A 23785-nucleotide genomic window follows, 5' to 3' on the forward strand; every position below is an offset into this window, starting at 1 on the left:
AGGACCAGACATGCGCGCATCCCGCATATTGCAGGCGGTCGAGGCTCATGCAGAGGGCGAGCCAGGCCGGGTGATCACCGGCGGCATGCCCCTGCTGCGGGGCAATTCGGTGTTTGAGAAGATGCAGGACATGGCCGCGAACCATGACGGGATCCGCCTCTCGATGCTGCGCGAGCCGCGCGGCAATCCCGGCCTGTGCGGCAATGCCATCGTGCCGCCCTGCCACCCGGAGGCTGATGCGGGTTTCATCATCTTCGAGCAGACCGAATACCCGCCGATGTCCGGCTCCAACACCATTTGCGTGGTGACGGTTCTGCTGGAGACCGGCATCGTGCCGATGGTAGAGCCGGTGACGGAGCTGGTGCTGGAGGCGCCGGCCGGGCTGATCCGGGTGCGGGCCGAATGCCGGGACGGCAAGGTGACACGGGTGGCGTTCCGGAACGTGCCCGCCTTTGCAGTGCATCTGGATGCGCAGGTGGAGGTGGCGGGGCTCGGCACTGTCACCGTGGATGTGGCCTGGGGCGGCATGTTCTTTGTGCTGGCCGAGGCTGATCGGCTGGGCGTTTCGCTGGATGCGGACCACGGCGCGGAGATCGTGCGCGTATCCGAGGCGATCCGCCACGCTGCCGCCGAGCAGTTGCCGGTGGTGCATCCGGACAATCCTGAGATCACCGGCCCGACCATCACAAACCTCTGGGGCGCGCCGGTTGCCGAAGGAACCCACGGCCGCGGTGCGATCACCATTTCGACCGGCCCCTTCAACCCTGAACGCCCGCAGGACGCCAGCGGCATCCTCGACCGCTCGCCCTGCGGCACCGGCACCTGCGCCAAAATGGCGGTGCTGCACGCGCGCGGGCTGCTGGGCGTCGGTCAGGACTATGTGAATGCCGGTCCGCTGGGCACCACTTTCACCGGGCGGATTGCCGAAGAGACACAGGTGGGGCGATACAAGGCAATTGTCCCGACCCTGTCCGGCCAGGGATGGATCTATGGCCTCTCCAGCTACACGCTGGATCCCAGCGACCCGTTCCCTGCGGGATACACCGTCGGCGACATGTGGTGATGCGCGGCGCCTTGGCGGCGCGCCCGGCCCAACTCTTTTGACGGCATCTGTGATGCAGGCAGAAGGGGCGGGAGCGCTTCTTCGAGAGGGGGTTGAGGGGCGCTGCCCCTCGGCCTGGCGGCCTCACCCCGGAGTATTTCGGGAAAGATGAAAGGGCCGGCGCGCTTATCCGGCTTCCTGCAGGCGCGCGACGTAGCGGGCCAGGGTGTCGATTTCCAGGTTGATGCGGTCACCGGTCTTCACATCGCCCCAAGTAGTGACGTCCTTGGTGTGCGGGATGAAGTTGATGCCGAAGTCGCAGCCGTCCACATCGTTCACCGTCAGCGAGGTGCCGTTCAGCGCTACCGAGCCCTTGGGGGCGATGAAGCGCGCCAGCGCCTCCGGTGCCCGCAGGGTGACGCGGGTGCTGTCGCCCTCATCCGTCATGGCCACCACTTCGGCAACGCCGTCCACATGGCCGGACACAATATGGCCGCCCAGCTCGTCTCCGACTTTCAAGGCGCGTTCCAGGTTTACCCGCTTGCCCACGGTCCAGGCGCCGAGATTGGTCTTGGAGACGGTTTCGGCCGAGACCTGCACGTCGTACCAGTCATCGCCCAGCGCGATGACGGTCAGGCAGACACCATCGGACGCGATTGAAGCGCCGATGTCGATGGTGGCCGTGTCATAGGCTGTGCGGATCCGCGCGCGCAGGTCGCCCTGCTGCTCCAGTTCGGCGATGGTGCCGACGTCAGTGATGATGCCTGTGAACATGGGTGCGCTCCCCGCCGGTGCAATGTTTATCCTGCGGCAGAGGTAGCCAAGCCGCTCGGTCTTCACAAGCCCCGGCTTGCGTTCTCCCCTGCTGAGGCCATAGTTTCGCCGCACTCAAATGTTAGCCGGTCCTCATTCTTGTATTTCGAGTTCTGCACCCCGTGATGCCAAACCATCCTGCGACACACCGAAGCTTCCTGTTCCTGCAGGGCCCGCACGGGCCGTTTTTTGCCGCGCTTGGCAAGATGCTGCGGGCTGCAGGCTGCGAGGTGGCGCGGGTGGGATTTAATGCCGGCGACCAGGCCTTCTGGCGCGGCAGGGACAGCTACATTCCTTTCACCGGCAGCCAGCAGGAATGGCCGGAGGTGCTGGCCGGGCTGCTGGACAGCCGGTCCGTCACCGACATTGTGCTCTATGGCGACACCCGCCCCATTCACGCAGCAGCAGTGGCGGCGGCGCAGCAGCGCGGCCTTACGGTGCATGTGTTCGAAGAAGGCTATCTGCGCCCCTATTGGGTGACCTACGAGCGCGGCGGCGCCAATGGCCATTCGCGGCTGATGGATATGACGGTTCCCGGCATGCAGGAGGCACTGGCGCTGTCTGACATGGAAGCGCCGCTGCCGCCGGCGCATTGGGGCGATATGCGCCAGCATGTCTTTTACGGCGCGCTGTACCACTGGTTCGTGATGTTCTGGAACCGCAAGTACCGCAACTTCCGCCCGCACCGGGCGCTGCCGGTGACCAAAGAATTCCAGCTTTACCTCAAGCGCTTGCTGCTGATGCCCGCGCAGGCGCTGGAACGGCGGCTGGCGGAGCTGCGCATCCGCAACGGCGGCTTTCCCTACCATCTGGCGCTGCTGCAGCTGGAGCATGACAGCTCCTTCCAGATGCACTCCCCGTTCAGCAGCATGCGCGATTTCCTGGAGGAAGTGATCAGCGGCTTTGCCGAAGGCGCGCCGCGCCATCATCACCTGGTGATCAAGGCGCACCCGTTGGAGGATGGCCGCGCCCAGGTGCGCCGCACGCTGCGGCGGCTGGCGCGGGAGCATGGCATCGCCGGCCGGGTCCATTATGTGCGCGGCGGCAAGCTGGCGCAGCTGCTGAACGAGGCGCGCACCGCGGTGACCGTCAACTCTACCGCCGGCCAGCAGGTGCTGTGGCGCGGCATTCCGCTGCGGGTGTTCGGACGCGCGGTTTATGGCAAGCCGGAGTTTGTCTCGCAGCAGCCGCTGGCAGAATTCTTTGCCGCCGCCTGCCGCCCCGACAGCCGCGCCTACAAGGATTACCGCCGCTTTTTGCTGGAAACGTCGCAGGTGCCCGGCGGGTTTTATTCCCGCGAGGGGCGCCGCCAGCTGCTGCGCCAGGTGGCCGATATGATGCTGGCAGACGAAGATCCCTATGACGCGCTGCGCTTGGGCACAGCGGCACCGCGGCAACAGTTGCGCCTGGTGACCTGACGCAAAATTGCCCAAAGACTGGATTTTTCCCTGCTGCCCGGTTAGGTTGCCGGTAAAACTTGAGGCAAACAATAATTGGTCGAGGAGACCGAGCAGTGAAATCCGTTCCCCTTCGCTGGGCGCGTCCGGTGGCCATGCTGGCGGCCTTGACGCTGGCGGCCTCTTGCGGCCTGCCCAAAGTCGGCCCCAACAAGCGCCAGATCTTCGCCGGGTCCGTGCAGCGGGAAGGCGATGCCTTTATCGTGTCCGTCAACGACCGGGTTGCCCGTGCAACAGCCGTGGTGCCCGCCCTTGGCTTCTCTTCCGGCTTTACATCCGCGGGCAGGCTTACCTCCGACACCATCCGCCCCGGCGATGTGCTGGGTCTCACCGTCTGGGAAAACGTCGATGACGGGCTGCTGGCGGCAGAAGCCACCAACTCCACCGTGCTCGAAGAGGTGCAGGTGGACAGCGCGGGCTATATCTTTGTGCCGTACGCAGGCCGCCTGCGCGCCTCCGGCAACACGCCGGAGCAGCTGCGTGAGACCATCACCCGGAAGCTGGAAGACCAGACCCCTGACCCGCAGGTGCAGGTGCGCCGCCTGGCCGGTGATGGCGCCACCGTCAGCCTGACCGGCTCTGTCGGTGCTCAGGGCGTCTACCCGATCGAACGCCCGACCCGGACCCTGTCCGCCATGCTGGCCCAGGCCGGCGGCGTGACGATCCAGCCGGAGATCGCCCAGGTCACCGTGATCCGCGGCCAGGAGAAGGGCAAGATCTGGTTCCAGGACCTGTTCGACAATCCGCAACTGGATGTCGCCCTGCGCGGCGGCGACCGCATTCTGGTGGAGGAAGACACCCGCTCCTTCACCGCCCTTGGCGCAACCTCCGCCCAGGCGCGGGTGCCGTTTGAAAGCCAGGACTTGTCAGCGCTGGAAGCGATTGCTCAGGTCGGCGGGCTGATATCCAACGCCTCGGACCCCACCGGCGTGTTCGTGCTGCGCAATGAGCCGTCCGAGATTGCCAACCAGGTGCTGGGACGCGACGATCTGATCGGTGCTCAGCGCATGGTTTATGTGCTGGACCTGACCCAGCCGAACGGGCTGTTTGTCGCCCGCGACTTCGTGATCCGCGACGATGACACGCTTTATGTCACCGAAGCGCCCTACACGCAGTGGACCAAGACCATTTCGGTCCTGCTGACCCCGGTGGGCTCGCTGTCGAGCGTCTCCACTGCGCTGGATGGCTAAACCTCCATGCGCCTGAACACAGGCCAGCAAAAAGCCGGGAGCGATGCGTCCCGGCTTTTTGTTTTCAACGGCGGTTTTCTGACCCAGCGCCGGGTGCGGCGGATTTTGCAGCTGTCCGGGTATGATATCCGGCTGGGCCTGCCGCGGCCGGAGGATCTAATCGGCATCTGGGGCGCCTCCCCCACGGCGCACCGGGGCCTTGCAGTGGCCGAGCGCCGCGGCTGCGGGCTGCTGCGGGTGGAGGACGCCTTTCTGCGCTCGATCCACCCCGGCCGCGCGGGGGAGCCGCCGGCGGGGCTGCTGCTGGACCGGGCAGGAGTGCATTTCGATGCCGGCGTGCCATCGGATCTGGAGCAGCTCCTGGCCAGCCACCCCCTGGATGACGCCCATCTGATGCGCCGGGCGCGTGATGCGATTGCCCGTCTCAAGGCCGCCCACCTCAGCAAGTACAACGCCTTTGACCCCGAAGACCCGGTGCCGGAGCCCGGCTATGTGCTGGTGGCGGATCAGGCGCGGGATGATGCCTCGGTCAAAGCCTCGCGTGCGGACCGGGCCCGGTTCCTTGAAATGCTGGCCTTTGCCCAGGAGGAGCACCCCGGCGCGCGGGTGCTGATCAAGACCCACCCGGAGACGCTGCGCGGCTACCGGGCGGGCTATTACGATGCCGGGGATGCGCAGGGCCGGGTCGAGTTGTTTACCGGCAGCGTCTCTCCCTGGGCGCTGCTGGAAGGGGCTGTAGGGGTTTATACGGTCTCCTCCCAGATGGGGTTCGAGGCAATCCTGGCAGGCCACAAGCCGCGGGTCTTTGGCCAGCCGTTTTATGCGGGATGGGGGCTGAGCATAGACGACGCGCCGCCCGCACGGAGGCAGCGGCAGCTGACACGGGCGCAGCTGTTTGCTGCTGCAATGATCCTTTATCCGAAATGGTACGACCCGTTCCGGGATGAGCTGTGCCCGCTGGAGACGGTGCTGGACAATCTGGAGGCGCGTGTCCGCGCCTGGCGGCAGGACCGTAAGGGCTGGGCCGCCTGCGGTATGAGGATGTGGAAACGCAAACCGCTGCAAAAGTTCTTTGGCGCTGAAAAGAAAGTGCTGTTCACCGGGGACGCGGCCAAGGCGCAGGCCAGCGGCCGGAACTGGATGGTCTGGGCCGGAAAGGCCACAGACGCGCACAGCGGCGCGGTGCGCGTCGAGGACGGCTTCTTGCGCTCGCGCGGGCTAGGCGCCGAATTGGTGCCGCCCCTGTCACTGGTGACCGACCGGGGCGGGATATTCTACGATCCGCGCACCCCCTCCGATCTGGACGCGCTGATCGCCCGCCGGGTGGAAATGACCCAGGCGGAGGAGCTGCGGGCTGAGCGACTGGTGCAGTCGCTGATCCGCGACGGCGTGTCCAAGTACAACCTTGGCGGCGCCGCCCCTGCCCTGCCGGAGGGCCGCCGGATCCTGGTGCCGGGCCAGGTGGAGGATGACGCCTCGATCCTGTGCGGCGGCGGGCAGGTGCGGACCAACCTTGAGCTGCTGCGCGCCGCGCGCGAGGCCAACCCCGAAGCCGTCATCATCTACAAGCCGCACCCGGATGTGGAGGCCGGGCTGCGCAAAGGCGAGGTGGACGCAAAAGGCCTGGCGGACGTTGTTGCTGCGCAGGCCGACCCCATGGCCCTGCTAGGCCAAGTGCAGGAGGTATGGACAATGACTTCCCTCCTGGGTTTCGAGGCGCTGCTGCGCGGGGTGAAGGTCACGACGCTGGGGACACCTTTTTATGCTGGCTGGGGGCTAACCACGGACCTGGCCCCGGTGCCGTCCTGGCGCCAGGCGCAGGTGCCGCTCTTGGGTCTCGCCCATGCGGCGCTGATCGACTATCCGCGCTATTTCGACCCGGTGACAGGCCAGCCTTGCCCGCCGGAAGTTGCGGTAATGCGCCTGCGCGAAGGCCATCTGCCGCACCCGGGCCTCGGCAACCGGCTGCTGTCCAAGCTGCAAGGGCTTTTTGCGACTTACGCCCACCTCTGGCGCTGACCGCAGCAAAACTCCGCACAGGTGGAGCTCCCGCGCCCGCAGGACGCCCTGGCTGGCGCCAGCGCACCCTTGGCGGCCTTGGGCGTGGCCCGGCGCTATGCGCCGGGCCACGCCCAACGGGAGCGGAGCATGACCATGCTCCGGCGACGGGCGGGAGAACCCGGGTGCCAGGAGAGACAGCAGGAGGTCAGCGCAGCGCGCGGGTCCAACGGTGCAGGATGTCACGTCCGACCGGGCGGGTTTCCACCAGCTCGAACCGGGGGGCCTCGTCCAGGCGGCCGATACCCAAGGCGCCGATCGAGGGCAGCCCTTCGGCACCGATCCCCAGACCGGCAGTGAAACCGATCAGCTCGTCCACCAGGTCAAATGCCAAGAGCGAGGCTGCCAAAGCGCTGCCGCCCTCGCAGAACACGCGGGTCAGCCCCGCCTGCCCCAGCTGCTGCAGCACATCGCCCGCATCCAGCTGCACCCCGTGCGAGGCGCAGGGGATCAGCTTGGCGCCCAGTCCTTCCCAGGCCTGGATACGCTCATGGTCGGCGCCATGGCCGTGGCAAAGCCAAACCGGCACCTGTTTCGCGGTGCGTGCCAACTGGCCCATCAGCGGCAGGTCCAGGTGGCGCGAGATCACAACCCGCACAGGCTGCTGCTCGACCCCCAGATCACGCACCGTCAGCGAGGGATCATCCGCGCGCGCCGTACCGCCGCCGACCATCACCGCATCGTGGCGGGCGCGCATCGCATGCACAACGCGGCGTGCCTCCGGCCCGGTGATCCACTTGCTTTGCCCCGATCCGGTGGCAATGCGGCCGTCAAAGCTGCTGGCCAGTTTCAGCGTCACCAGCGGACGGCCCTGTTCGGTCTTCAAAAAGAACCCTGCATGGTCGCGCGCCGCCTGCGCGCCCCAAACGCCTGTATCCACTCTGATACCGGCATCCCGCAGCATCCGGATGCCCTGGCCGGAGACCCGCGGATCACTGTCCCCGATCGCAGCCACAACCCGTGCAACCCCGGCATTGATCAGCGCCTGGGCGCAAGGCGGGGTTTCGCCCTGATGGGCGCAAGGTTCAAGAGTGACATAGGCGGTGGCGCCGCGGGCGGCTTCACCAGCCTGCGCCAGCGCTTCGGTTTCCGCATGCGGGCGGCCGCCCGGCTTGGTCCAGCCGCGCCCGACCACGCGGTCGCCCTGCACGATGACACAGCCGACAGCCGGGTTTGGCCAGCAGTTGCCCTGGCCGCGCCGGCCCAGAGACAGCGCCAGCGCCATGAAACGGTGATCGGTGTCCATTATTCTTCCGGCGCCACCGGCGGGCGCAGCTCGTGGACAAAATCCTCGAAATCATCCGCTGCCTGGAAGTTCTTGTAAACACTGGCAAATCGCACGTAAGCCACGGTGTCGATCCGGGCCAGCGCCTCCATCACGATCTCGCCGATCTTCTTGGAGGGAATGTCGGTCTCCCCCATGCTTTCCAGCCGCCGCACAATGCCTGAGATCATCTGGTCGATACGTTCAGGCTCAATCGGGCGTTTCTGCATTGAGATGCGGATAGAGCGCTCCAGCTTGTCGCGGTCGAAATCCTCACGCTTGCCATTGGACTTGATCACCACCAGGTCGCGCAGCTGCACCCGCTCATAGGTCGTGAACCGGCCGCCGCAGGCCGGGCAGAACCGGCGCCTCCGGATCGAAACATGATCTTCGGCGGGGCGTGAATCCTTGACCTGAGTGTCGATATTTCCGCAAAATGGGCAGCGCATCCGCCTGCTTCCTCAATCCTGTCAGCCTGATTATTAGTGCCGGGATCGGCCCGGTTATCCACAACTATAGGCTACCCTCCAGAATTTGGGTAGAGCTGATTTCCCGCCGCTAGATAAAGAGGTTTACGCCAGGTGCGCCGACACCCTGCGCTGATGCGAAGCATCGCGGTGTTCAAACAGATAAATACCCTGCCAGGTGCCCAGCACAGGCGCTCCGTCCGCCACCGGGACCGACAGGCTTACCGGCATCATAGCCGCCTTGATATGGGCTGGCATATCGTCCGGGCCCTCATAGGTGTGGCGCAGATAGGACATCGAGGGATGGTTCGACGGCGGCACCAGCCTGGCGAAAAAGGCGCGCAGATCGGTCTGCACCTCCGGGTCGGCATTTTCCTGGATCAGCAGCGAGCAGGAGGTGTGGCGGACGAACAGGGTCAGCAGCCCGTCCCGCAGGCCGCTGGCGGCCACCCAGGACCGCACCCCATCGGTGAATTCATAAAGGCCCTGCCCGCGCGTCGGTATGGTGAATTCGTGATGCATGGGGCATTTTTGGCGGAAACCGGCCCGGCAGGCAACTGATGCGCCGCGCAAATTCCCCGGTCAGCGCAGCCAGGGCTCGCGGCCGGGCAGCCGGTCATAGCAGTAGTTCTGCGCAGAGGTCACCCGCAGGCTGTCGCCCGCTTCGCGCACATTCAGCGTCAGGCTGCCCGACCGGTCCGGCACACCCGGCGGCAGGCCAAAGGCGAATTGCACCGCCTTGCGTCCCGGGCGGTTGACCGAAGGCCCCTCCCCGCGCCAGACGTAAATCCGCTGGTTCGTCGGCGCCCGCAGCTGGCGGATGGCAAAGTCGGCGATGCTGCACCAGTAATCCTGTGCGCCCGACCGGCTGCGGGCCACCACCTCCCAAACCCCTTGGGAGACGGGCAAAACCTCATTGCGGTTGATTGCCCGCCAGGCGGATGCCGGCACCGGAATAGCAAGAACCAATGCCAGCAGCCCGGGCAACCACAGTTTTTTGCAGGTCATTTCAATCCCCTTCCCCGCCGCCGGAAAGGCCGCGGATCAATCTGGTTTCAGGGCCGGCCAAACGGAACGAAGCAATACTCGTGGGCCCTCTCCACGCTCATTGTATCACCAGGTTGCAGGCTGTTGACAGATTTGTAGCCGTCAGCCGGTGCAGCAGCCGCCAGATTGGCGTCCAGCGTGAACTGCACGGCGGAGCGGCGCCCGGTTGTTTCGCTGGGGCCCAGGCCGCGATAAACATGCAGCTTGCTGCTCCAAGGCCGCCCCAGCACACGCTGGACATGGTCCGCGGCACCGCACCAGAACAGGTAGCCGTTGCCGGTCCGGGCGATGACTTCGAACACGCCGTCGGACACCGGATTGACCCGGATGCTGTGGCGGCTGGCGTTGGCGGCGGAAACATCGGGGAGCGCCAGCACCAAGGACGCGGCAAGGGCTGTGGCGGCGGTTACTGGTTTCATGCTGTCTTCCCTTCGGTCTGAAAGTTGCCCGCCTGGCCGTGCGGCCGGGCGGTTCCCTCTCAAGGGTAAGAATATTCAGAACACAAGCCAGTCACACTGCCGTGCGGTGGCAGGCCTGCAGCCTGCGTTACAGGCCCGACGCCTGCACGCAATAGCCATAGCCCTGCTGCACGGACATGCTCTCACCCGGGCGGAAGCCAAGCGACAGCCAGCCGATCTTAGGAATGACGCCCGCACGCTCCGGGTACAGGGTGAACTGCACCGACGAGCGGCGGCCGGTGGTGACGCTCATGTCCCGTCCGCGCACAACGTAAAAACGGTCGGTCCAGTTTGCACCCAGTTCCCGGCGGGCGTATTGGGCGGCGGCGCACCAGTAATCCCAAGTGCCGCCGGATCTGCCCGGCACCACTTCGTAGACGATGCTGTCGACCGGCAGCACCCGCACGCCCCGGTTAGCAATGAAAGGTTCTGCAACAGCAGGAACTGCGCCGAGACAGGCCAGGCCAAGCGCGCAAATGAAGTTGTTCATCCGGAATTATCCCTTTGCTGCGGCCAACATAGGGACTGGCGGCTGGCACTCCAAGTGCCGGTTGCGGGCAACGCCGCCTGCTCTCGCAGATGTGTGAAGGCTGGCGTCAGGCCCGCACCGGGAACGGGATGATCTCTGCGCTTTGCGGCTGGCGGCCCAGCACCTCCTCCAGGATGGCCAGCACCGCCGCGTTGGGCGCAGTTCCGGTTTCCGGGTGGAACCTGGCCCGTGCCTGGCGGCGCAGCATGTCCTTGGAACCGCTGGCGTCCAAGTGCTGCAGCGTTTCCCCCTGCTGCGCCAGCGCCTCGACCATGAAATGATTGGCCGCCACCAGATCGTTGAGCGAGCTCAGCTTGTCCGTCAGCGCCGCAAGCGCCTCGTTCATATCGGTATGTGCAGACATCCCCTTCCCCCGGAAGACCATAGGCGACAGCTGCGATTTTAGGCGCCTGCCCTTGGCGGGACAATGCCAGGGTTAGCAAATGGTTAACGGCGCACGTCCAGCTCCGGCAACTCGAGATGGCCGCGGTAGCGCACCAGCAGGCCGATCCGCGGCAGGCTGGCGGAGATGTCGAAGCCCAGATGCCCCTCAGGCGTTTCAAACTCCATCGACGCACTTTGCGGGCACAGGGCCCGGGGCAGCGGCAGGCCAAATAGCCGTGCCTTCTCGACCGTTACCACCAGCGCGCCTTGCTGCACCGAGGCCACCAGCTCCAGCTCCACTGGCCCGAAGCGCTCCACGGCGCGCCCCTTTCGCGGATCATACCGCAGGCGCGAGCGGGTCTGGTGCTTGCCGAAGCTGCGCTGCCACACATGGCTCCTGCCCTGCGGCGCGACGTCCAGCCGGAATCGGGTCCGGGGCATCGGCGGCGGGAAGCCGGCCAGCCCGGCCAGCAGCCGCGCCCAGCGGTTGCCGCCCTCGACCGTGACAAGGCCCTGGCTGCGCTCCGGCGGCTGCGCATGGAACCGCAGCAGGGCTGGCGGCACCTCAAGCTTGTGCGCCGCGATGATCTCGCCGAAGGCGTCCCTCATGCCCCGAAGCCCCCGGCGGCAAAGCGGGCGCGGATCTTCGGGCTGGGGATCATGCAGCGGTCATAGCGGCCGAACAGCCGGTAGCGGTTGCGCGCGATGCTGAAATAGACGGGATCCTTCAGCCATCCAGGCAGGAACCGGCACAGCGACAGCACCGGCCACGGCCAGGGCAGCGCCCGCATCGCCGCGGCAAAGGCATCCAGGCGCTGATGAGTGCGGCCATCGACGATCACCAGGTTGGTTTCGAACTCATCCACGGGCAGCCCGTGTTCGCGGTACAGCTGCTGCCCCAGCGGCGATTGTGCTGTGGCAAAGGCGAACCGCCCTGCCCGGTCATGGCGCAGCATGAATCGGAAGAAGCCGGAACACAGCACGCATTCGCCGTCGAAGACGATGAGGTTTTGGCGCGGATCACCGGCGGGCATCAAACAGCCTTTCCAATTTTACTCCAGCTTTGATCAGCGCTCAGGATAGATGTCCGTATCTGGCCCAAACACCACTTCGCTACCGGAAGCGTACAAGAAGCACCGCCTCCTGTTACCATCATTTTCTTCACATTTTCTAAGCGCGGCCTGTTCTGCCTCACGCATTGTCAGCCGCCCGGACGCATACGCCCAAGCACCGTTCCGGCTCAATGCCAGAGCCTTGTTTCTCCGGGCTGCGGTGTAGCGGGCAACCACATCCCGGCTTCGCAGGTCTGCCACAAATGGGATGGTTTCAGGACTGACCGTGTCTGCATAAACCACGGAGGGCACGGCCCGCCATTCAGGCAGATTCCGCCCCTTTGCTATCGCCAGCCCGCAAGGCTGGCCGGCACTGTGCTCGCATTTTTGCAGCACGGCGCTGGTAATTGTGGAGGACAGCTTATTGCCGCTGCAACGGGACGCCCAATGGCCGTTTGGAGACACCGCGACCAAATAGGTCTGCTTGCAGCGAACCCGCTCATAGTCTCTTTGAATAGCAGCACTGGCGGGTTCCGAGAGAAATGGAATCTGCTGGAAATCGGGGGCTTCTGCCCGCGCGGAAACTGTGCTGGCCGCCAATACGGCACATACGAATCTGAACAACATGATCTGAAATTCCCAGGCTGAAATGCCACGCAGAATACAGGTCAATCCGGCAAGAAAAAGGCGCCCACTAGGGCGCCTCTCAACTTACTGATCCAGGAAGCTGCGCAGCTTGCGGCTGCGGCTGGGGTGCTTCAGTTTCCTGAGCGCCTTCGCCTCAATCTGGCGGATCCGTTCGCGGGTCACGCTGAACTGCTGGCCGACTTCCTCCAGCGTGTGGTCGGTGTTCATACCGATGCCGAAGCGCATCCGCAGGACCCGCTCCTCGCGCGGGGTGAGCGAGGCCAGCACCCGGGTGGTGGTTTCCTTGAGGTTTTCCTGAATGGCGCTGTCGAGCGGCAGCACGGCATTCTTGTCCTCGATGAAATCGCCCAGCTGCGAATCTTCCTCGTCCCCGATCGGGGTTTCGAGCGAGATCGGCTCCTTGGCGATCTTCATCACCTTGCGGACCTTCTCCAGCGGCATCTGCAGCTTGTCTGCCAGCTCCTCCGGAGTCGGCTCGCGGCCGATCTCGTGCAGCATCTGGCGGCCGGTGCGGACCAGCTTGTTGATGGTCTCGATCATGTGGACCGGGATCCGGATGGTGCGTGCCTGGTCCGCGATGCTCCGCGTGATGGCCTGGCGGATCCACCAGGTCGCATAGGTCGAGAACTTGTAGCCGCGGCGGTATTCGAACTTGTCGACCGCCTTCATCAGACCGATGTTGCCCTCCTGGATCAGGTCCAGGAACTGCAGGCCGCGGTTGGTGTATTTCTTGGCGATCGAGATCACCAGGCGGAGGTTGGCCTCGACCATTTCCTTCTTGGCCTGGCGGGCTTCTTTCTCACCCTTCTGCACCTGCTGCACGATGCGGCGGAATTCGGAGATGTCCAGACCGACATACTGGCCAACCTGAGCCATGTCAGCGCGCAGCTCTTCCACCTTGTCAGTGGAGCGTTCAATGAACATCTGCCAGCCGCGGCCGGGCTTTTCGCCCATTTCCGCCAGCCAGTTCGGATCCAGCTCGCGGCCCCGGTAGGCGTCGATGAACTCGCGGCGGTTGATGCGGGCCTGGTCGGCCAGTTTCACCATCGAGCTGTCGATCTGCATGACGCGGCGGTTGATGCCATAAAGCTGGTCGATCAGCGCCTCGATCCGGTTGTTGTGAAGGTGCAGCCCGTTCACCAGCTCGACGATCTCGGAGCGCAGCGACTGGTAGCGCGCCTCGTCTTCCGAGCTGAAGGAGCCGTCTTCGTTGAGGGTTGCGGAAATCCGGCTGTCCTGCATTTCGCTGAGTTCGGCGAAGTCGGTGGAAATCCGCTCCAGTGTGGTCAGCACCCGGTCCTTTAGCGCGGCCTCCATCGCGGCGAGCGACATGTTGGCCTGTTCGTCCTCGTCGTCGTCGTCGTCACTGGAAATCGGGTTGCCGTCGGCATCCAGCTCCGGGCCTTCCTCCTTGGCCGGCTTGGCGGCGGCCTGCACCGCGGAAGGATCGACCACCGGTGTCTCCTCCTCGCCGTCCTCGTCCAGCTGGTTGCCAAAGGTGGCCTCCAGGTCGATGACGTCGCGCAGGAGAATGTCCTCGGACAGAAGTTCGTCGTGCCAGATGGTGATCGCCTGGAAGGTCAACGGGCTTTCGCACAGGCCCGCGATCATCGTGTTGCGGCCAGCCTCGATGCGCTTGGCAATCGCGATCTCGCCTTCGCGGCTCAGCAGCTCGACCGAGCCCATCTCGCGCAGGTACATGCGCACCGGGTCGTCGGTGCGGTCCAGCTTTTCGGTCTGGGCGCCTGCCAGCGCAACCTCACGCGGGCCTTCGGTGGTCACAAGGTCGGTGGTGCCCTTGTTTTCTTCTTCCTCGGCCTCTTCGTCCTCGATGATGTTGATGCCCATCTCGCTGAGCATCGACATCACGTCTTCGATCTGTTCCGAGCTGACCTGATCCGGCGGCAGAACCTGATTGAGCTGATCGTAGGTGATGTAGCCTTTCTCGCGGGCTTCCGCGATCATCTTCTTGACCTGAGCCTGGCTCATATCAAGGGAGATTTCGGCGTCCTGATCGTCAGGTTTGCGGTCGTCGGTGTCTTTGGCGGCCATTCATTGCTCCTACTCAGGGGCTGCGGGGCGTTTCGAATCACGCGAATCATTAGCGCGATCATCCGATTCGTCACCCCGTTTACCCAATTTTCCTGTGCTCTTCCTTAGCAAAACGCAGAATCAGTCCGTCTGTTACTTCTCAGAAAAGCCGATCCGGTCCAAAAGGGCACCGAAGGCGTCGCGCTCATCCCGGTTGAGCCGCGCGCCATTCTTGCCCACGTCATATGTCGCCTTGTCCTCATTTTCGCTGCGCACGGCCTTGTTCCTGGCCTCTGCCGCCTGGCGCAACCGCCAGGTCAAAGCCTCATCCGCCAGACCGTCCAAATCCTCTTCGGCTTCTGCCAGTTCCGCATCCAATCCGCGCCGCGCTTCGAGTTTTGCGAGCTCCTCGGCCAGGGTCATGCCGGCCAGTTCGGTGTCGCCGGGTTTGCGCAGGCAGGGGATGATTGCAACGTGGCGAAGGCCAAACAGGTTTTCAAGGGCATGAGGCCCCAAAGCCCAGTCGATTTCCTCGCGCAGGCGGTCAGGCGCGTCGATGCCGTGGCGCAGCACCATATCGCGCAGCGCCGCCAAGTCCGGATCGGCGCATTGCAAACGCTCCAGACTGGTCTCAAATTCCGGGATCACCGCAGGCGTTGTGATGGCCGTGGCCAGGATCACTGCCTCCCGCATCGCCGCAAAGGATTCATCATCGGCGCCTGCCACCAGCGAGGCCCGGGTGGTTGCACGCGGCTGCGGGATCGGGCCAAAGCCCTTGCCGGGCTTCCAGGGCGCCCGGGAACCATCCCGGAAACCGCCGCCCTTGCCGCTGCGCTGCTGGAAACCTCCGCTGTCGCGTCCCCCGCGGAACAGCTGCCAGCGCATTTCCTTGACGTCTTCGCCGTAATGCTTGCGGATCGACGGGTCGCGGATCAGCTTGATCTTCTCGCGCAGGCTTTTGTCGAGCGCCGCCTTGCGCTCCGGGCTGTCGAAAACCTTGCCCTCGGTCTCGCGCTGCCACAGCAGCTTGACCATCGGCATGGCTTGATCCAGCACCGCCTGCACCGCCTCTGGTCCCTCACTGCGGATCATGTCGTCGGGGTCCTTACCCTCGGGCATGATAGCAAAGCGCAAGGACTTGCCGGCTTCCAAGAGCGGCAGCGCCAGGTCGATCAGCCGCATGGCGGCGCGGAGGCCCGCTGTATCGCCGTCCAGCGCGATGACCGGCTCATCCGACATCCGCCACAGCATCTGCAGCTGATTTTCGGTGATCGCAGTGCCCAGCGGCGCCACGGAGGATTGGAAGCCCCCCTCCGCCAGCGCGATCACATCCATATAGCCTTCGGCCACAACCAGTGTGGAGCCCCGTCCGGAAGCCGCCCGTGCGGGGCCGTGGTTGTAAAGGCTGCGGCCCTTGTCGAACAGTTCGGTCTCGGGCGAGTTCAGGTACTTGGCGTTGTCGTTCGGGTCCATCGCCCGGCCGCCAAAGGCAATCGCCCGGCCCCGCGCATCGCGGATCGGGAACATGATCCGGTTGCGGAAGGTGTCATACGGCTTGCCGCCCTTAGTCGAAGGCTTGGCCAGGCCTGCGCCGATGATCAGGTCTTCGGGAACGTTCTTGCCGCGCAGCGCGTCCCACAGGTTCTGCCAGCCATCGGGGGCAAAGCCGATTTCCCAGCGGTCCAGCGCCTGCGCTGTGAGTCCGCGGCGCTGCAGATAGGCGCGGGCATCCCGGGCGGTATTGGTTTTCAACTGCAAGCGGAAGAACTGCACCGCCTGCTCCATCACATCTGCGAGCAGAGCCCGGCGGTCCTGTTTTTCCTGAGCGCGCGGGTCGCGCTTGGGCATCTCCATACCCGCTTCGCCCGCCAGGATCTCCACCGCCTCCATGAAACCGACGTTCTCGGTTTCCTGAACAAACTTCAGCGCGTCGCCCTTGGCGTGGCAGCCGAAGCAGTAATAGAACCCTTTGCGGTCCTCCACGTGGAACGACGCAGTCTTCTCGTGGTGGAAGGGGCACGGCCCCCAATAGTCGCCTTTGCCAGGCTGCGACTTGCGCTGGTCCCACATGACTTTGCGCCCGACAACATCAGAAATACTGATGCGGGTACGCAGTTCATCCAGAAAGCCGGGCGGCAGGGACATATCAGTTCGACTTCAGCTGTTTCTGCATCGCCTGAATCTGATCCCAGTTCTGCAGGCACTGCTGTTCGAACAGCGCGCCGAGGTCGGTGCCTTTCAGGTCGCGCCGCTTCATCGCGTAGACATGGCTTGTCAGCTGCGGGATCGCTTTGGAATAGGCCTCAGGCCATTCCGGATTGCTGCCCAGAATCACCTGTTCCACTTCTTGCTGCTTCACCCGGTCCAGCCGCGCCTGCTGCACTGCGGCCATAACCTGGCCCTGGTATTTGCAGCTTTGTTCTTTGCTTTCAGAAGCATAGGCCGGAGCCGCCAGCAAGGCGGCTGCAAGGGCGATGCGGATCATAGATGCGCTCCGGGAATCAGTTGGTGATCCCCGAAGATTACCCCCGAGCCGCGACGGCTTCCATGGCTGTTTTCAAATCATGCACAAGCGTCTTCGCCATCGAGCGGAACACCATAATCTGAAACGCCTGCGGGCCGGTACGGGTCACCGAGGCCATCATGTGCTTGAGTTCCGTCCGAACGGTATGGCCGCGCTTGAAGACTGACCCGCGCAAGTCCACCGGAACCAGCCGCGCCAGCACATCCTCTGCGCCCGCGCCGTCCAGCTTGACCACGGCCCAGGCATCGCTTTGGTCCGTCAGGGCGGCGTGCTTTGCCAGCCCGGCGTCGGGCGCAAGCCCCATCAGCAGCGCCACGTCCCGGCCGAACCAGACAGCCCGCCTGCCTGCCTTGCCGGTGGCGCGGTTTGCTGCCGGAAACGCCATTCCATGGGCCGCCTCCAGCGCTTGGCTCAGCGCCTGCTTCTGGCCGTCGAAGGGCGCCACGGCCCACATCGCACCAGGCTGTTCCTCAGTCAGGCTCATACCGCCGATGGTTGCAGGCAGCAGCCCCTCACAGGGGCTTTTTGCAATCAAGTCAGCCACGGGCACGTTCTCCTTCCGGGTCAATGAACACAGGGGAAACGACCTCGCACAGGGTATCAACGCCGCGCATATGGTCGACCAGGCGCACGGTCTCGCCAATGCGGTCTGGCCCTTCCTTGAGGAAGGCCAGGCCTACCGGATGTCCCAGCGCCGGCGAATAACCGGCGGAAGTGACATAGCCCTGGTCGTAAATCCGCTCGACCGGATCGCCCGGCGTGAACAGATGCGCACCTGCGGTGATTTCCTTGGCCGCACCCACAGGCTTGAGGCCCACCAGACGCATCCGGTCCTCGGCCACCAGGCCTTCGCGGGCGGACATCGCTTTGCCCAGGAAATCCTTCTTCTTGGACATCATCCCCTGCAAGCCCAGGTCAAAGGCGGTCACGGTGCCGTTGATCTCGGCGTGGGTAATCAGGCCCTTCTCGATCCGCAAAACATTCAGCGCCTCCATGCCATAGGCGCCGCCGCCCAGCGCCTCGGCCCGCTTCAAGAGCTCACGGTACAGGCTCTCGCCATAGCGCGCAGGCACCGCCAACTCATAGGCATGCTCGCCCGAGAAAGAGATCCGGAACAGGCGCCCCTTGACGCCCAGAACGGTGGCCTCGCCGCAGCCCATGAAGGGCCAGGTTTCGCTGCTGACGTCCTCATCCACGAGGCCATTCAGCAGTTCCTGAGACTTCGGCCCGGCGACAGCAAACTGCGCCCACTGCTCGGTCACCGAGGTAAAGCGCACGTCCCATTCCGGGTGGAGAACCTGGGAAACGAACTCCATATGCGCCATCACCTGCCCTGCGGCAGCGGTGGTGGTGGTCATCACGAAATGGGTCTCGCCCAGCCGCGCGGTGGTGCCGTCGTCCATGACAAAGCCATCCTCGCGCAGCATCAGCCCATAGCGGACCTTGCCCACCTTCAGCGTGCTGAAGGTGTTGGTGTAGAGGAAATCCAGGAACTTGCCCGCATCCGCACCCTGAATGTCGATCTTGCCCAGGGTGGAGACATCGCAGATCCCCACCGCCTTGCGCACCAGGGTGACCTCGCGGTCGCAGGACTGGCGCCAATTGGTCTCGCCCTGCTTCGGGTAATAGGCCGCGCGGTACCACAGTCCGACCTCCAGCTGATGCGCGCCGCGCGCCTCGCTCTCGGCGTGCGAGGTCAGAAAGCGCTGCGGCTTGAACCCCTCGTCCGTGGCCCCTGCGCCCATCGCGCCGATGGACACCGGCACAAACGGCGGACGGAAGGTGGTGGTGCCGGTTTCCGGAATTGTCCGCCCGGTGGCATCCGCCAGCACCGCCAGCGCCGCTACGTTGGAGTTCTTGCCCTGATCAGTCGCCATGCCTTGGGTGGTGTAACGCTTCATGTGCTCGACAGAGCGGAAGTTCTCCACCGCCGCCTGCTTCACATCCTTCACGGTCACGTCGTTCTGGAAGTCGAGCCAGGCGCGGCCCCTGCCCGGCACCGCCCACAGCGCGGCGATACGATAGGGACCGTCCTCCGCCTGCGGCAGATCGGCGGCGGCGGACTTCAGGCCGAGCGCTTCCAGCACCTTGCCAGCAGCCTCCGCGCCTTCGCGCAATGCGCCTGCTGTGGAGAAGGTGCCGTTACAGGCCCCTGCGGCGACCATGCCCGGCACTGCGCCCTCGGCGGGCACAAAGGCCAGCGCCTCGCGGTTCCACGCAGGACGGCTGTTCAGATGGCAGGTCAGATGCACCGAAGGGTTCCAGCCGCCGGACATCGCCAGGCAGTCGGTCTGGATCTTCTCCTCGCCCTTAACCGAGCGTACGGTGATGCTTTCGATCCGCTGACGGCCTGCGCTGTCGCAAACCTGCGCGCCGCGGATCACCTGATAGGGACCGCTGTCGGGCGCGTCATGGCGGCTGTCGATCACCGCCGCGATGTGCACGCCCGCGTCATGCAGGTCGCGCGCGGTGCGGTGGGCCTGATCGTTGTTTGCAAAGACCGTCACCCGCTCCCCAGGCGCAACACCCCAGCGGTTCAGATAGGCGCGCACAGCGCCCGCCATCATGATGCCGGGCCGGTCGTTGTTGCGGAAGGCCACCGGACGTTCGATAGCGCCCGCCGCCAGCACCGCGTGCTTGGCCGCGATCCGCCAGAAACATTCGCGCGGCAGATGGCTGCCCTTCAGCGAATGGCGGCGCGGCAAGTGGTGCGAGACCCGCTCCAGCGCGCCGTAAGTGCCCTGGTCATAAGCGCCGGTGACGGCGGTGCGGATCATCAGCCGCACATTGTCCATCGACTCTAGCTCTGCCAGCACCTCTGCCGCCCACTCGTGGCCCGGTTTGCCGCCAATCTCCTCGCGCTCCGCCAGCAGGCGGCCGCCCATGCGGCTGTCTTCTTCGGCCAGGATCACATCCGCTCCGGCCCTGCCTGCCGTCAGCGCCGCCATCAGACCCGCAGGTCCGGATCCGATCACCAGCACGTCGCAGAAGGCAAAGGCCTTCTCATACCGGTCCTGATCCGCCTCGCCGGACAAGGCGCCCAGCCCCGCCGCATTGCGGATCAGCGGCTCATAGACCTTCTCCCAGAAAGCCGCGGGCCACATGAAGGTCTTGTAATAAAAGCCCGCGCCAAAGAACGGCGCCGCCAGATCGTTCAACGCCATCACGTCGCGCTCGACCGAGGGCCAGCAATTCTGGCTGCGCGCCTCCAGCCCCTCGAATACCTCCTGCTGGGTCGCGCGCACATTCGGGTCCTGCTGGCCGCCGGTGCCGATTGTTACCAGCGCGTTCGGCTCCTCGCTGCCCGCGGTCAGCACCCCGCGCGGGCGGTGGTACTTGAACGACCGCCCCACCAGGTGCACATCATTGGCCAGCAGCGCTGAGGCCAGCGTATCACCCTCCAGCCCCATCATGTGGCGCCCGTTGAAGGCAAAGGTGATCGGCTTCGCCCCTTGGTTCAGCCCTTTTCCGGGAAGTCTCATTTCTCACCTCCCAGCCCGGCCCCGGAGGCCAGTTCAACAGCCAAAATCTCGTGGGTCGCGGTATCGCGGGTCACCTTCAGCCAGGAATTGCAGCCCATCTCGTGATACCAAAGCTCGTCCAGCGGCCCGGCCGGGTTCTCCCGCAGGTTCACATATTCATGCCAGGCGTCCAGATCCGCGCCTTCGGCCGGGCGCACCAGCGCGGCACCTTTGTAATAGAATTCGCGGCGGTCCCTCTCACCGCAGAGCGGACAGGTAATTCTCATGACCGGCGCCCTTTCATCTTTCTGAAAATACTCCCGCCGGAGGCAAACCCGGCGCGCTCCAAACGCTTAGTGCAGGTTATGCTGCGCACCGGTCCCCTCCTCGTCCATCAGGCCAATGCCGCTGCGGAAGCGGTCGAGCTTGAATTTCGTGGCCGCCCCATGCGGGCGGTCCGTGGCGATCAGATGGGCGTAAACGCTGCCCGAGCCCGGCGTCGCCTTGAACCCGCCGTAACACCAGCCGCAGTTCAGATAGAGGCCGTCGATCGGCGAATGGTCGATGATCGGGGAGCCGTCCGGGGTCATGTCCATGATGCCGCCCCAGCTGCGCAGCAGCCGCGCCTTGCTGACCGCCGGCACCATCGCCACGAAGGTTTCCATCGTGTGCTCCACCATCGGCAGGTTCCCCCGTGCCGCATAGGAGCTGTAGAAATCCAGGTAGCTGCCGAACACCAGCCCGCCCTTGTCCGACTGGCTGATGTACAGATGCCCCTCGGCAAAGGTGATCACGTGGTCGACGATGGGCTTCAGCCCTTCGGAGACAAAGGCCTGCAGCACATGGCTTTCGATAGGCAGAGTAAGCCCCGCCATCGCCGCCACTTGGCCGGAACGGCCCGCCGCAGCCAGCGCCACTTTCTTGGCACGGATCGGGCCGCGCGCGGTCTGCACACCCACGACCTTGCCGTTTTCGACGTCAATGCCGGTCACTTCGCAGTTCTGGATCAGATCAACGCCGCGCATGTCAGCCCCGCGGGCATAACCCCAGGCCACCGCGTCATGCCGCGCGGTCCCGGCCCGGCGCTGCATCAGCCCGCCCATGATCGGAAAGCGGTTGTTGTCGAAGTTGAGGAAAGGCGCCAGATCGCGCACCTGCTCACGGCTCAGCAGTTCCGCATCATCGCCCTGGTTGACGATGGAATTGCCCCGGCGCACCGCCGCATCGCGCTGGCCGTCATTGTGGAACAGGTTGATGATGCCGCGCTGGGACATCATCGCGTTGTAGTTCAGATCCTGCTCCATGGTTTCCCACAGCTTCAGCGAATGGGAATAGAACTCGGAGTTGCCCGGCAGGTAATAATTGGCCCGCACGATGGTGGTGTTGCGGCCCACGTTGCCGCCGCCGAGGTAGCCCTTTTCCAGCACCGCGACATTGGTGATGCCGTGTTCCCTGGCCAGGTAATAGGCCGTTGCCAGCCCGTGGCCGCCGCCGCCAATGATTACCACGTCATATTCGGATTTGGGCTCAGGGTCCCGCCAATGGGGTGCCCACCCCTTGTTTCCGGTGAGCCCCTCCCGGAGCACACGCCAGCCCGAAAACCGCATGTCGTCTCTCCCCCCGTCAAATCACTTGTCCGCACCGGGAAAATTACCAGCCCGGGCCTTGCGGCATTGCTACCTGCTTTCGCTTGCTGCTCCTAGCCCAAACGCTCGATTTGCGGCACATCAGCACGGCTCTGCTGGAAATCACACGAACTGATCACTTGTGTCTAGTATTAATTGCGACCGTTGATGACGTATATGGTGCCGACGGCAAAAAGAACGGGGCGGAGAGTTTCCCCTCCGCCCCGGTGCTGTTTGTTGGCTCTGCGGTCCGCTCGTGCGGCCCGTCAAAGCCCCTTAGCGTGATAGCTCTTGGCGACTTTGTCGATCGACACCAGATAGGCGGCGGTGCGCAGGTCCGTCACATCATCGCGGCTGTGCCAGACTTCCCGCATCGACTGATAAGCCACCCGCATGGTGTCATCGAGGCCGGAACGCACCAGCTCCAGTTCGTCCGCGCCGCGCAGGTACTTGTCTTTGAAGTTCGGCGACATTGACCAGGTATCTCCCATCACGTCATCCAGCCGCTGCAGCTCGTCGATGACCAGCTGGTGGCGCGCTTCTTCCTGACGGCGCTGCATCCGCCCAAAGCGGATATGGCTGAGGTTCTTGACCCACTCGAAATAGGAAACCGTCACACCGCCTGCGTTGGCATACATATCCGGGATGATCACCGTGCCCTTCTTGCGCAGGACCTCATCCGCGCCGGCGGTCACCGGGCCATTCGCGGCCTCGATGATCAGCGGTGCCTTGACGCGCTCGGCGTTTTCCAGATTGATCACCCCTTCCAGCGCGGCCGGGATCAGAACGTCGCATTCTTCCTCCAGCAGCAGCGAGCCGTTTTCGACAAACTGGGCGTCGGGATAACCGGCCACACCATCATGCTTGACGATCCAGTTGCGCACCGCCTCCACGTCCAGGCCGTCGGCACTATAGAGCCCGCCATCGCGCTCGATGATGCCGGTGATCAGCGAGCCGTCTTCCTCGGCCAGGAACTTGGCCGCGTGAAAGCCCACGTTGCCGAGGCCCTGAACGATGATGCGCTTGCCTTCCAGCTTGCCGGACAGGCCGGCGGCAGCCTTGTCCTCTTCGTAGCGGAAGAACTCGCGCAGGGCATATTGCACCCCGCGCCCCGTGGCCTCGACCCGGCCGGAAATGCCGCCGGCATTCAGCGGCTTGCCGGTGACGCAGGCCTTGGCGTTGATGTCGGTGGTGTTCATCCGCGCGTACTGGTCTGCAATCCAGGCCATCTCGCGCTCGCCGGTGCCCATGTCGGGCGCAGGCACGTTCTGGGACGGGTTGATCAGGTCGCGCTTTGCCAGTTCATAGGCAAAACGGCGGGTGATCAGCTCCAGCTCATGCTCGTCATACTCGCGCGGGTCGATGCACAAGCCCCCCTTGGAGCCGCCGAACGGCGCCTCAACCAGGGCGCATTTGTAGGTCATCAGCGCCGCCAGCGCTTCGACCTCATCCTGGTTCACACCGGTGGCATAGCGGATGCCGCCCTTCACGGGTTCCATATGTTCTGAATGGACCGAACGGTAGCCGGTAAAGGTATGCATGGCGCCGCGCAGGCGCACCCCGAACCGCACCGTATAGGTCGCGTTGCAAACTCGTATCTTCTCCTCCAGCCCCGGCGGCAGATCCATCAGGGATACGGCCCGGTTAAACATCAGGTCCACGCTTTCGCGGAAGCTCGGCTCTGTGCGGCTGCTCATCTAAAAACTTCTCCGTGCTCAAACATCGACTCGCTGCC

The 23785-nt window shown here is 64.6% G+C and carries 23 protein-coding genes; 4 read left to right on the forward strand and 19 right to left on the reverse strand.

Translation table 11 applies throughout. The features are described from left to right. Positions 1–10: 10 nt before the first annotated feature. Positions 11–1063 (forward strand): proline racemase family protein, encoded by a 1053-nt coding sequence (locus ACXAED_RS02530; protein ID WP_475046636.1) that lies wholly within the window; start codon positions 11–13, stop codon positions 1061–1063. 165 nt (positions 1064–1228) lie between these two features. On the opposite strand, the gene ACXAED_RS02535 is transcribed toward ACXAED_RS02530, so the two are convergent. Continuing rightward, on the reverse strand, positions 1229–1816 hold the full coding sequence (locus tag ACXAED_RS02535) for a riboflavin synthase (protein ID WP_475046638.1): 588 nt from the start codon (positions 1814–1816) through the stop codon (positions 1229–1231). Between the two features lie 164 nt (positions 1817–1980). Between ACXAED_RS02535 and ACXAED_RS02540 the strand changes: the two genes are divergently transcribed. The 3 genes from ACXAED_RS02540 to ACXAED_RS02550 all read left to right on the forward strand — a co-directional run bounded on the left by ACXAED_RS02540 (position 1981) and on the right by ACXAED_RS02550 (position 6521). Continuing rightward, the gene (locus tag ACXAED_RS02540) at positions 1981–3273 is read left to right on the forward strand and encodes a capsule biosynthesis protein (protein ID WP_475046640.1); all 1293 of its coding nucleotides are present in this window, start codon (positions 1981–1983) and stop codon (positions 3271–3273) included. A gap of 95 nt (positions 3274–3368) precedes the next feature. Continuing rightward, on the forward strand, positions 3369–4502 hold the full coding sequence (locus ACXAED_RS02545) for a polysaccharide biosynthesis/export family protein (protein ID WP_475046642.1): 1134 nt from the start codon (positions 3369–3371) through the stop codon (positions 4500–4502). Positions 4503–4508: 6 nt separating this feature from the next. Further along, entirely contained in the window at positions 4509–6521 is a 2013-nt protein-coding gene (locus ACXAED_RS02550) for a capsular polysaccharide biosynthesis protein (protein ID WP_475046644.1), read from the forward strand. A gap of 187 nt (positions 6522–6708) precedes the next feature. Here ACXAED_RS02550 and ribD read toward each other — a convergent pair whose 3' ends face one another. The 18 genes from ribD to ACXAED_RS02640 form a co-directional block, all read right to left on the reverse strand. Further along, the gene (gene ribD / locus ACXAED_RS02555; RefSeq protein ID WP_475046646.1) at positions 6709–7806 is read right to left on the reverse strand and encodes a bifunctional diaminohydroxyphosphoribosylaminopyrimidine deaminase/5-amino-6-(5-phosphoribosylamino)uracil reductase RibD; all 1098 of its coding nucleotides are present in this window, start codon (positions 7804–7806) and stop codon (positions 6709–6711) included. Beyond that, positions 7806–8273, reverse strand: a complete 468-nt coding sequence (gene nrdR / locus ACXAED_RS02560) for a transcriptional regulator NrdR (RefSeq protein ID WP_027236911.1) — start codon at positions 8271–8273, stop codon at positions 7806–7808. Before nrdR ends, ribD begins: the two co-directional genes overlap by 1 nt. 123 nt (positions 8274–8396) lie before the next feature. Then, positions 8397–8813, reverse strand: a complete 417-nt coding sequence (locus tag ACXAED_RS02565; RefSeq protein WP_475046648.1) for a secondary thiamine-phosphate synthase enzyme YjbQ — start codon at positions 8811–8813, stop codon at positions 8397–8399. Between the two features lie 60 nt (positions 8814–8873). Then, the gene (locus ACXAED_RS02570) at positions 8874–9299 is read right to left on the reverse strand and encodes a hypothetical protein (RefSeq protein ID WP_475046650.1); all 426 of its coding nucleotides are present in this window, start codon (positions 9297–9299) and stop codon (positions 8874–8876) included. A 47-nt stretch (positions 9300–9346) separates the two neighbouring features. Continuing rightward, complete coding sequence (locus ACXAED_RS02575; protein ID WP_475046652.1) at positions 9347–9757, reverse strand: hypothetical protein; 411 nt, start codon at positions 9755–9757, stop codon at positions 9347–9349. A gap of 127 nt (positions 9758–9884) precedes the next feature. Then, positions 9885–10286 (reverse strand): hypothetical protein, encoded by a 402-nt coding sequence (locus ACXAED_RS02580; RefSeq protein ID WP_475046654.1) that lies wholly within the window; start codon positions 10284–10286, stop codon positions 9885–9887. Positions 10287–10392: 106 nt separating this feature from the next. After that, complete coding sequence (locus tag ACXAED_RS02585; RefSeq protein ID WP_475046656.1) at positions 10393–10689, reverse strand: hypothetical protein; 297 nt, start codon at positions 10687–10689, stop codon at positions 10393–10395. 83 nt (positions 10690–10772) lie between these two features. After that, entirely contained in the window at positions 10773–11318 is a 546-nt protein-coding gene (locus ACXAED_RS02590) for a DUF4166 domain-containing protein (protein WP_475046657.1), read from the reverse strand. Beyond that, positions 11315–11743 (reverse strand): thiol-disulfide oxidoreductase DCC family protein, encoded by a 429-nt coding sequence (locus tag ACXAED_RS02595; RefSeq protein WP_475046659.1) that lies wholly within the window; start codon positions 11741–11743, stop codon positions 11315–11317. Before ACXAED_RS02595 ends, ACXAED_RS02590 begins: the two co-directional genes overlap by 4 nt. 33 nt (positions 11744–11776) lie before the next feature. After that, the gene (locus tag ACXAED_RS02600) at positions 11777–12388 is read right to left on the reverse strand and encodes a hypothetical protein (protein WP_475046661.1); all 612 of its coding nucleotides are present in this window, start codon (positions 12386–12388) and stop codon (positions 11777–11779) included. An 84-nt stretch (positions 12389–12472) separates the two neighbouring features. After that, positions 12473–14461, reverse strand: a complete 1989-nt coding sequence (gene rpoD, locus ACXAED_RS02605; protein WP_475046663.1) for an RNA polymerase sigma factor RpoD — start codon at positions 14459–14461, stop codon at positions 12473–12475. 132 nt (positions 14462–14593) lie between these two features. Continuing rightward, positions 14594–16585, reverse strand: a complete 1992-nt coding sequence (dnaG, locus tag ACXAED_RS02610) for a DNA primase (protein ID WP_475046664.1) — start codon at positions 16583–16585, stop codon at positions 14594–14596. 1 nt (position 16586) lies between these two features. After that, positions 16587–16925, reverse strand: coding sequence for a hypothetical protein (locus ACXAED_RS02615; RefSeq protein WP_475046666.1), 339 nt, complete (start codon positions 16923–16925; stop codon positions 16587–16589). A gap of 37 nt (positions 16926–16962) precedes the next feature. Next, complete coding sequence (locus ACXAED_RS02620; protein WP_475046667.1) at positions 16963–17508, reverse strand: sarcosine oxidase subunit gamma; 546 nt, start codon at positions 17506–17508, stop codon at positions 16963–16965. Then, the gene (locus tag ACXAED_RS02625) at positions 17501–20446 is read right to left on the reverse strand and encodes a sarcosine oxidase subunit alpha family protein (protein WP_475046669.1); all 2946 of its coding nucleotides are present in this window, start codon (positions 20444–20446) and stop codon (positions 17501–17503) included. The genes ACXAED_RS02620 and ACXAED_RS02625 overlap by 8 nt, the downstream gene beginning before the upstream one ends. Continuing rightward, positions 20443–20712: a sarcosine oxidase subunit delta gene (locus ACXAED_RS02630; protein WP_475046671.1), complete on the reverse strand. Its 270-nt coding sequence runs from the start codon at positions 20710–20712 to the stop codon at positions 20443–20445. Before ACXAED_RS02630 ends, ACXAED_RS02625 begins: the two co-directional genes overlap by 4 nt. A gap of 66 nt (positions 20713–20778) precedes the next feature. Then, positions 20779–22032, reverse strand: a complete 1254-nt coding sequence (locus tag ACXAED_RS02635) for a sarcosine oxidase subunit beta family protein (RefSeq protein WP_475046673.1) — start codon at positions 22030–22032, stop codon at positions 20779–20781. A 284-nt stretch (positions 22033–22316) separates the two neighbouring features. After that, a complete protein-coding gene (locus tag ACXAED_RS02640; protein WP_475046675.1) occupies positions 22317–23747 on the reverse strand; it encodes a Glu/Leu/Phe/Val family dehydrogenase in 1431 nt (476 codons plus the stop codon). Positions 23748–23785 lie beyond the last annotated feature (38 nt).

The organism is Leisingera sp. ABM4_103 (genome assembly GCF_056158685.1).

Excerpts from the sequence above, each read along its gene's own strand:
- ACXAED_RS02530 (WP_475046636.1), top strand. The coding sequence starts at position 11 with ATGCGCGCATCCCGCATATTGCAGGCGGTCGAGGCTCATGCAGAGGGC.
- ACXAED_RS02535 (WP_475046638.1), bottom strand. The coding sequence starts at position 1,816 with ATGTTCACAGGCATCATCACTGACGTCGGCACCATCGCCGAACTGGAG.
- ACXAED_RS02540 (WP_475046640.1), top strand. The coding sequence starts at position 1,981 with ATGCCAAACCATCCTGCGACACACCGAAGCTTCCTGTTCCTGCAGGGC.
- ACXAED_RS02550 (WP_475046644.1), top strand. The coding sequence starts at position 4,509 with ATGCGCCTGAACACAGGCCAGCAAAAAGCCGGGAGCGATGCGTCCCGG.
- ribD (WP_475046646.1), bottom strand. The coding sequence starts at position 7,806 with ATGGACACCGATCACCGTTTCATGGCGCTGGCGCTGTCTCTGGGCCGG.
- nrdR (WP_027236911.1), bottom strand. The coding sequence starts at position 8,273 with ATGCGCTGCCCATTTTGCGGAAATATCGACACTCAGGTCAAGGATTCA.
- ACXAED_RS02565 (WP_475046648.1), bottom strand. The coding sequence starts at position 8,813 with ATGCATCACGAATTCACCATACCGACGCGCGGGCAGGGCCTTTATGAA.
- ACXAED_RS02570 (WP_475046650.1), bottom strand. The coding sequence starts at position 9,299 with ATGACCTGCAAAAAACTGTGGTTGCCCGGGCTGCTGGCATTGGTTCTT.
- ACXAED_RS02575 (WP_475046652.1), bottom strand. The coding sequence starts at position 9,757 with ATGAAACCAGTAACCGCCGCCACAGCCCTTGCCGCGTCCTTGGTGCTG.
- ACXAED_RS02580 (WP_475046654.1), bottom strand. The coding sequence starts at position 10,286 with ATGAACAACTTCATTTGCGCGCTTGGCCTGGCCTGTCTCGGCGCAGTT.
- ACXAED_RS02585 (WP_475046656.1), bottom strand. The coding sequence starts at position 10,689 with ATGTCTGCACATACCGATATGAACGAGGCGCTTGCGGCGCTGACGGAC.
- ACXAED_RS02590 (WP_475046657.1), bottom strand. The coding sequence starts at position 11,318 with ATGAGGGACGCCTTCGGCGAGATCATCGCGGCGCACAAGCTTGAGGTG.
- ACXAED_RS02595 (WP_475046659.1), bottom strand. The coding sequence starts at position 11,743 with ATGCCCGCCGGTGATCCGCGCCAAAACCTCATCGTCTTCGACGGCGAA.
- ACXAED_RS02600 (WP_475046661.1), bottom strand. The coding sequence starts at position 12,388 with ATGTTGTTCAGATTCGTATGTGCCGTATTGGCGGCCAGCACAGTTTCC.
- rpoD (WP_475046663.1), bottom strand. The coding sequence starts at position 14,461 with ATGGCCGCCAAAGACACCGACGACCGCAAACCTGACGATCAGGACGCC.
- dnaG (WP_475046664.1), bottom strand. The coding sequence starts at position 16,585 with ATGTCCCTGCCGCCCGGCTTTCTGGATGAACTGCGTACCCGCATCAGT.
- ACXAED_RS02615 (WP_475046666.1), bottom strand. The coding sequence starts at position 16,925 with ATGATCCGCATCGCCCTTGCAGCCGCCTTGCTGGCGGCTCCGGCCTAT.
- ACXAED_RS02625 (WP_475046669.1), bottom strand. The coding sequence starts at position 20,446 with ATGAGACTTCCCGGAAAAGGGCTGAACCAAGGGGCGAAGCCGATCACC.
- ACXAED_RS02630 (WP_475046671.1), bottom strand. The coding sequence starts at position 20,712 with ATGAGAATTACCTGTCCGCTCTGCGGTGAGAGGGACCGCCGCGAATTC.
- ACXAED_RS02635 (WP_475046673.1), bottom strand. The coding sequence starts at position 22,032 with ATGCGGTTTTCGGGCTGGCGTGTGCTCCGGGAGGGGCTCACCGGAAAC.
- ACXAED_RS02640 (WP_475046675.1), bottom strand. The coding sequence starts at position 23,747 with ATGAGCAGCCGCACAGAGCCGAGCTTCCGCGAAAGCGTGGACCTGATG.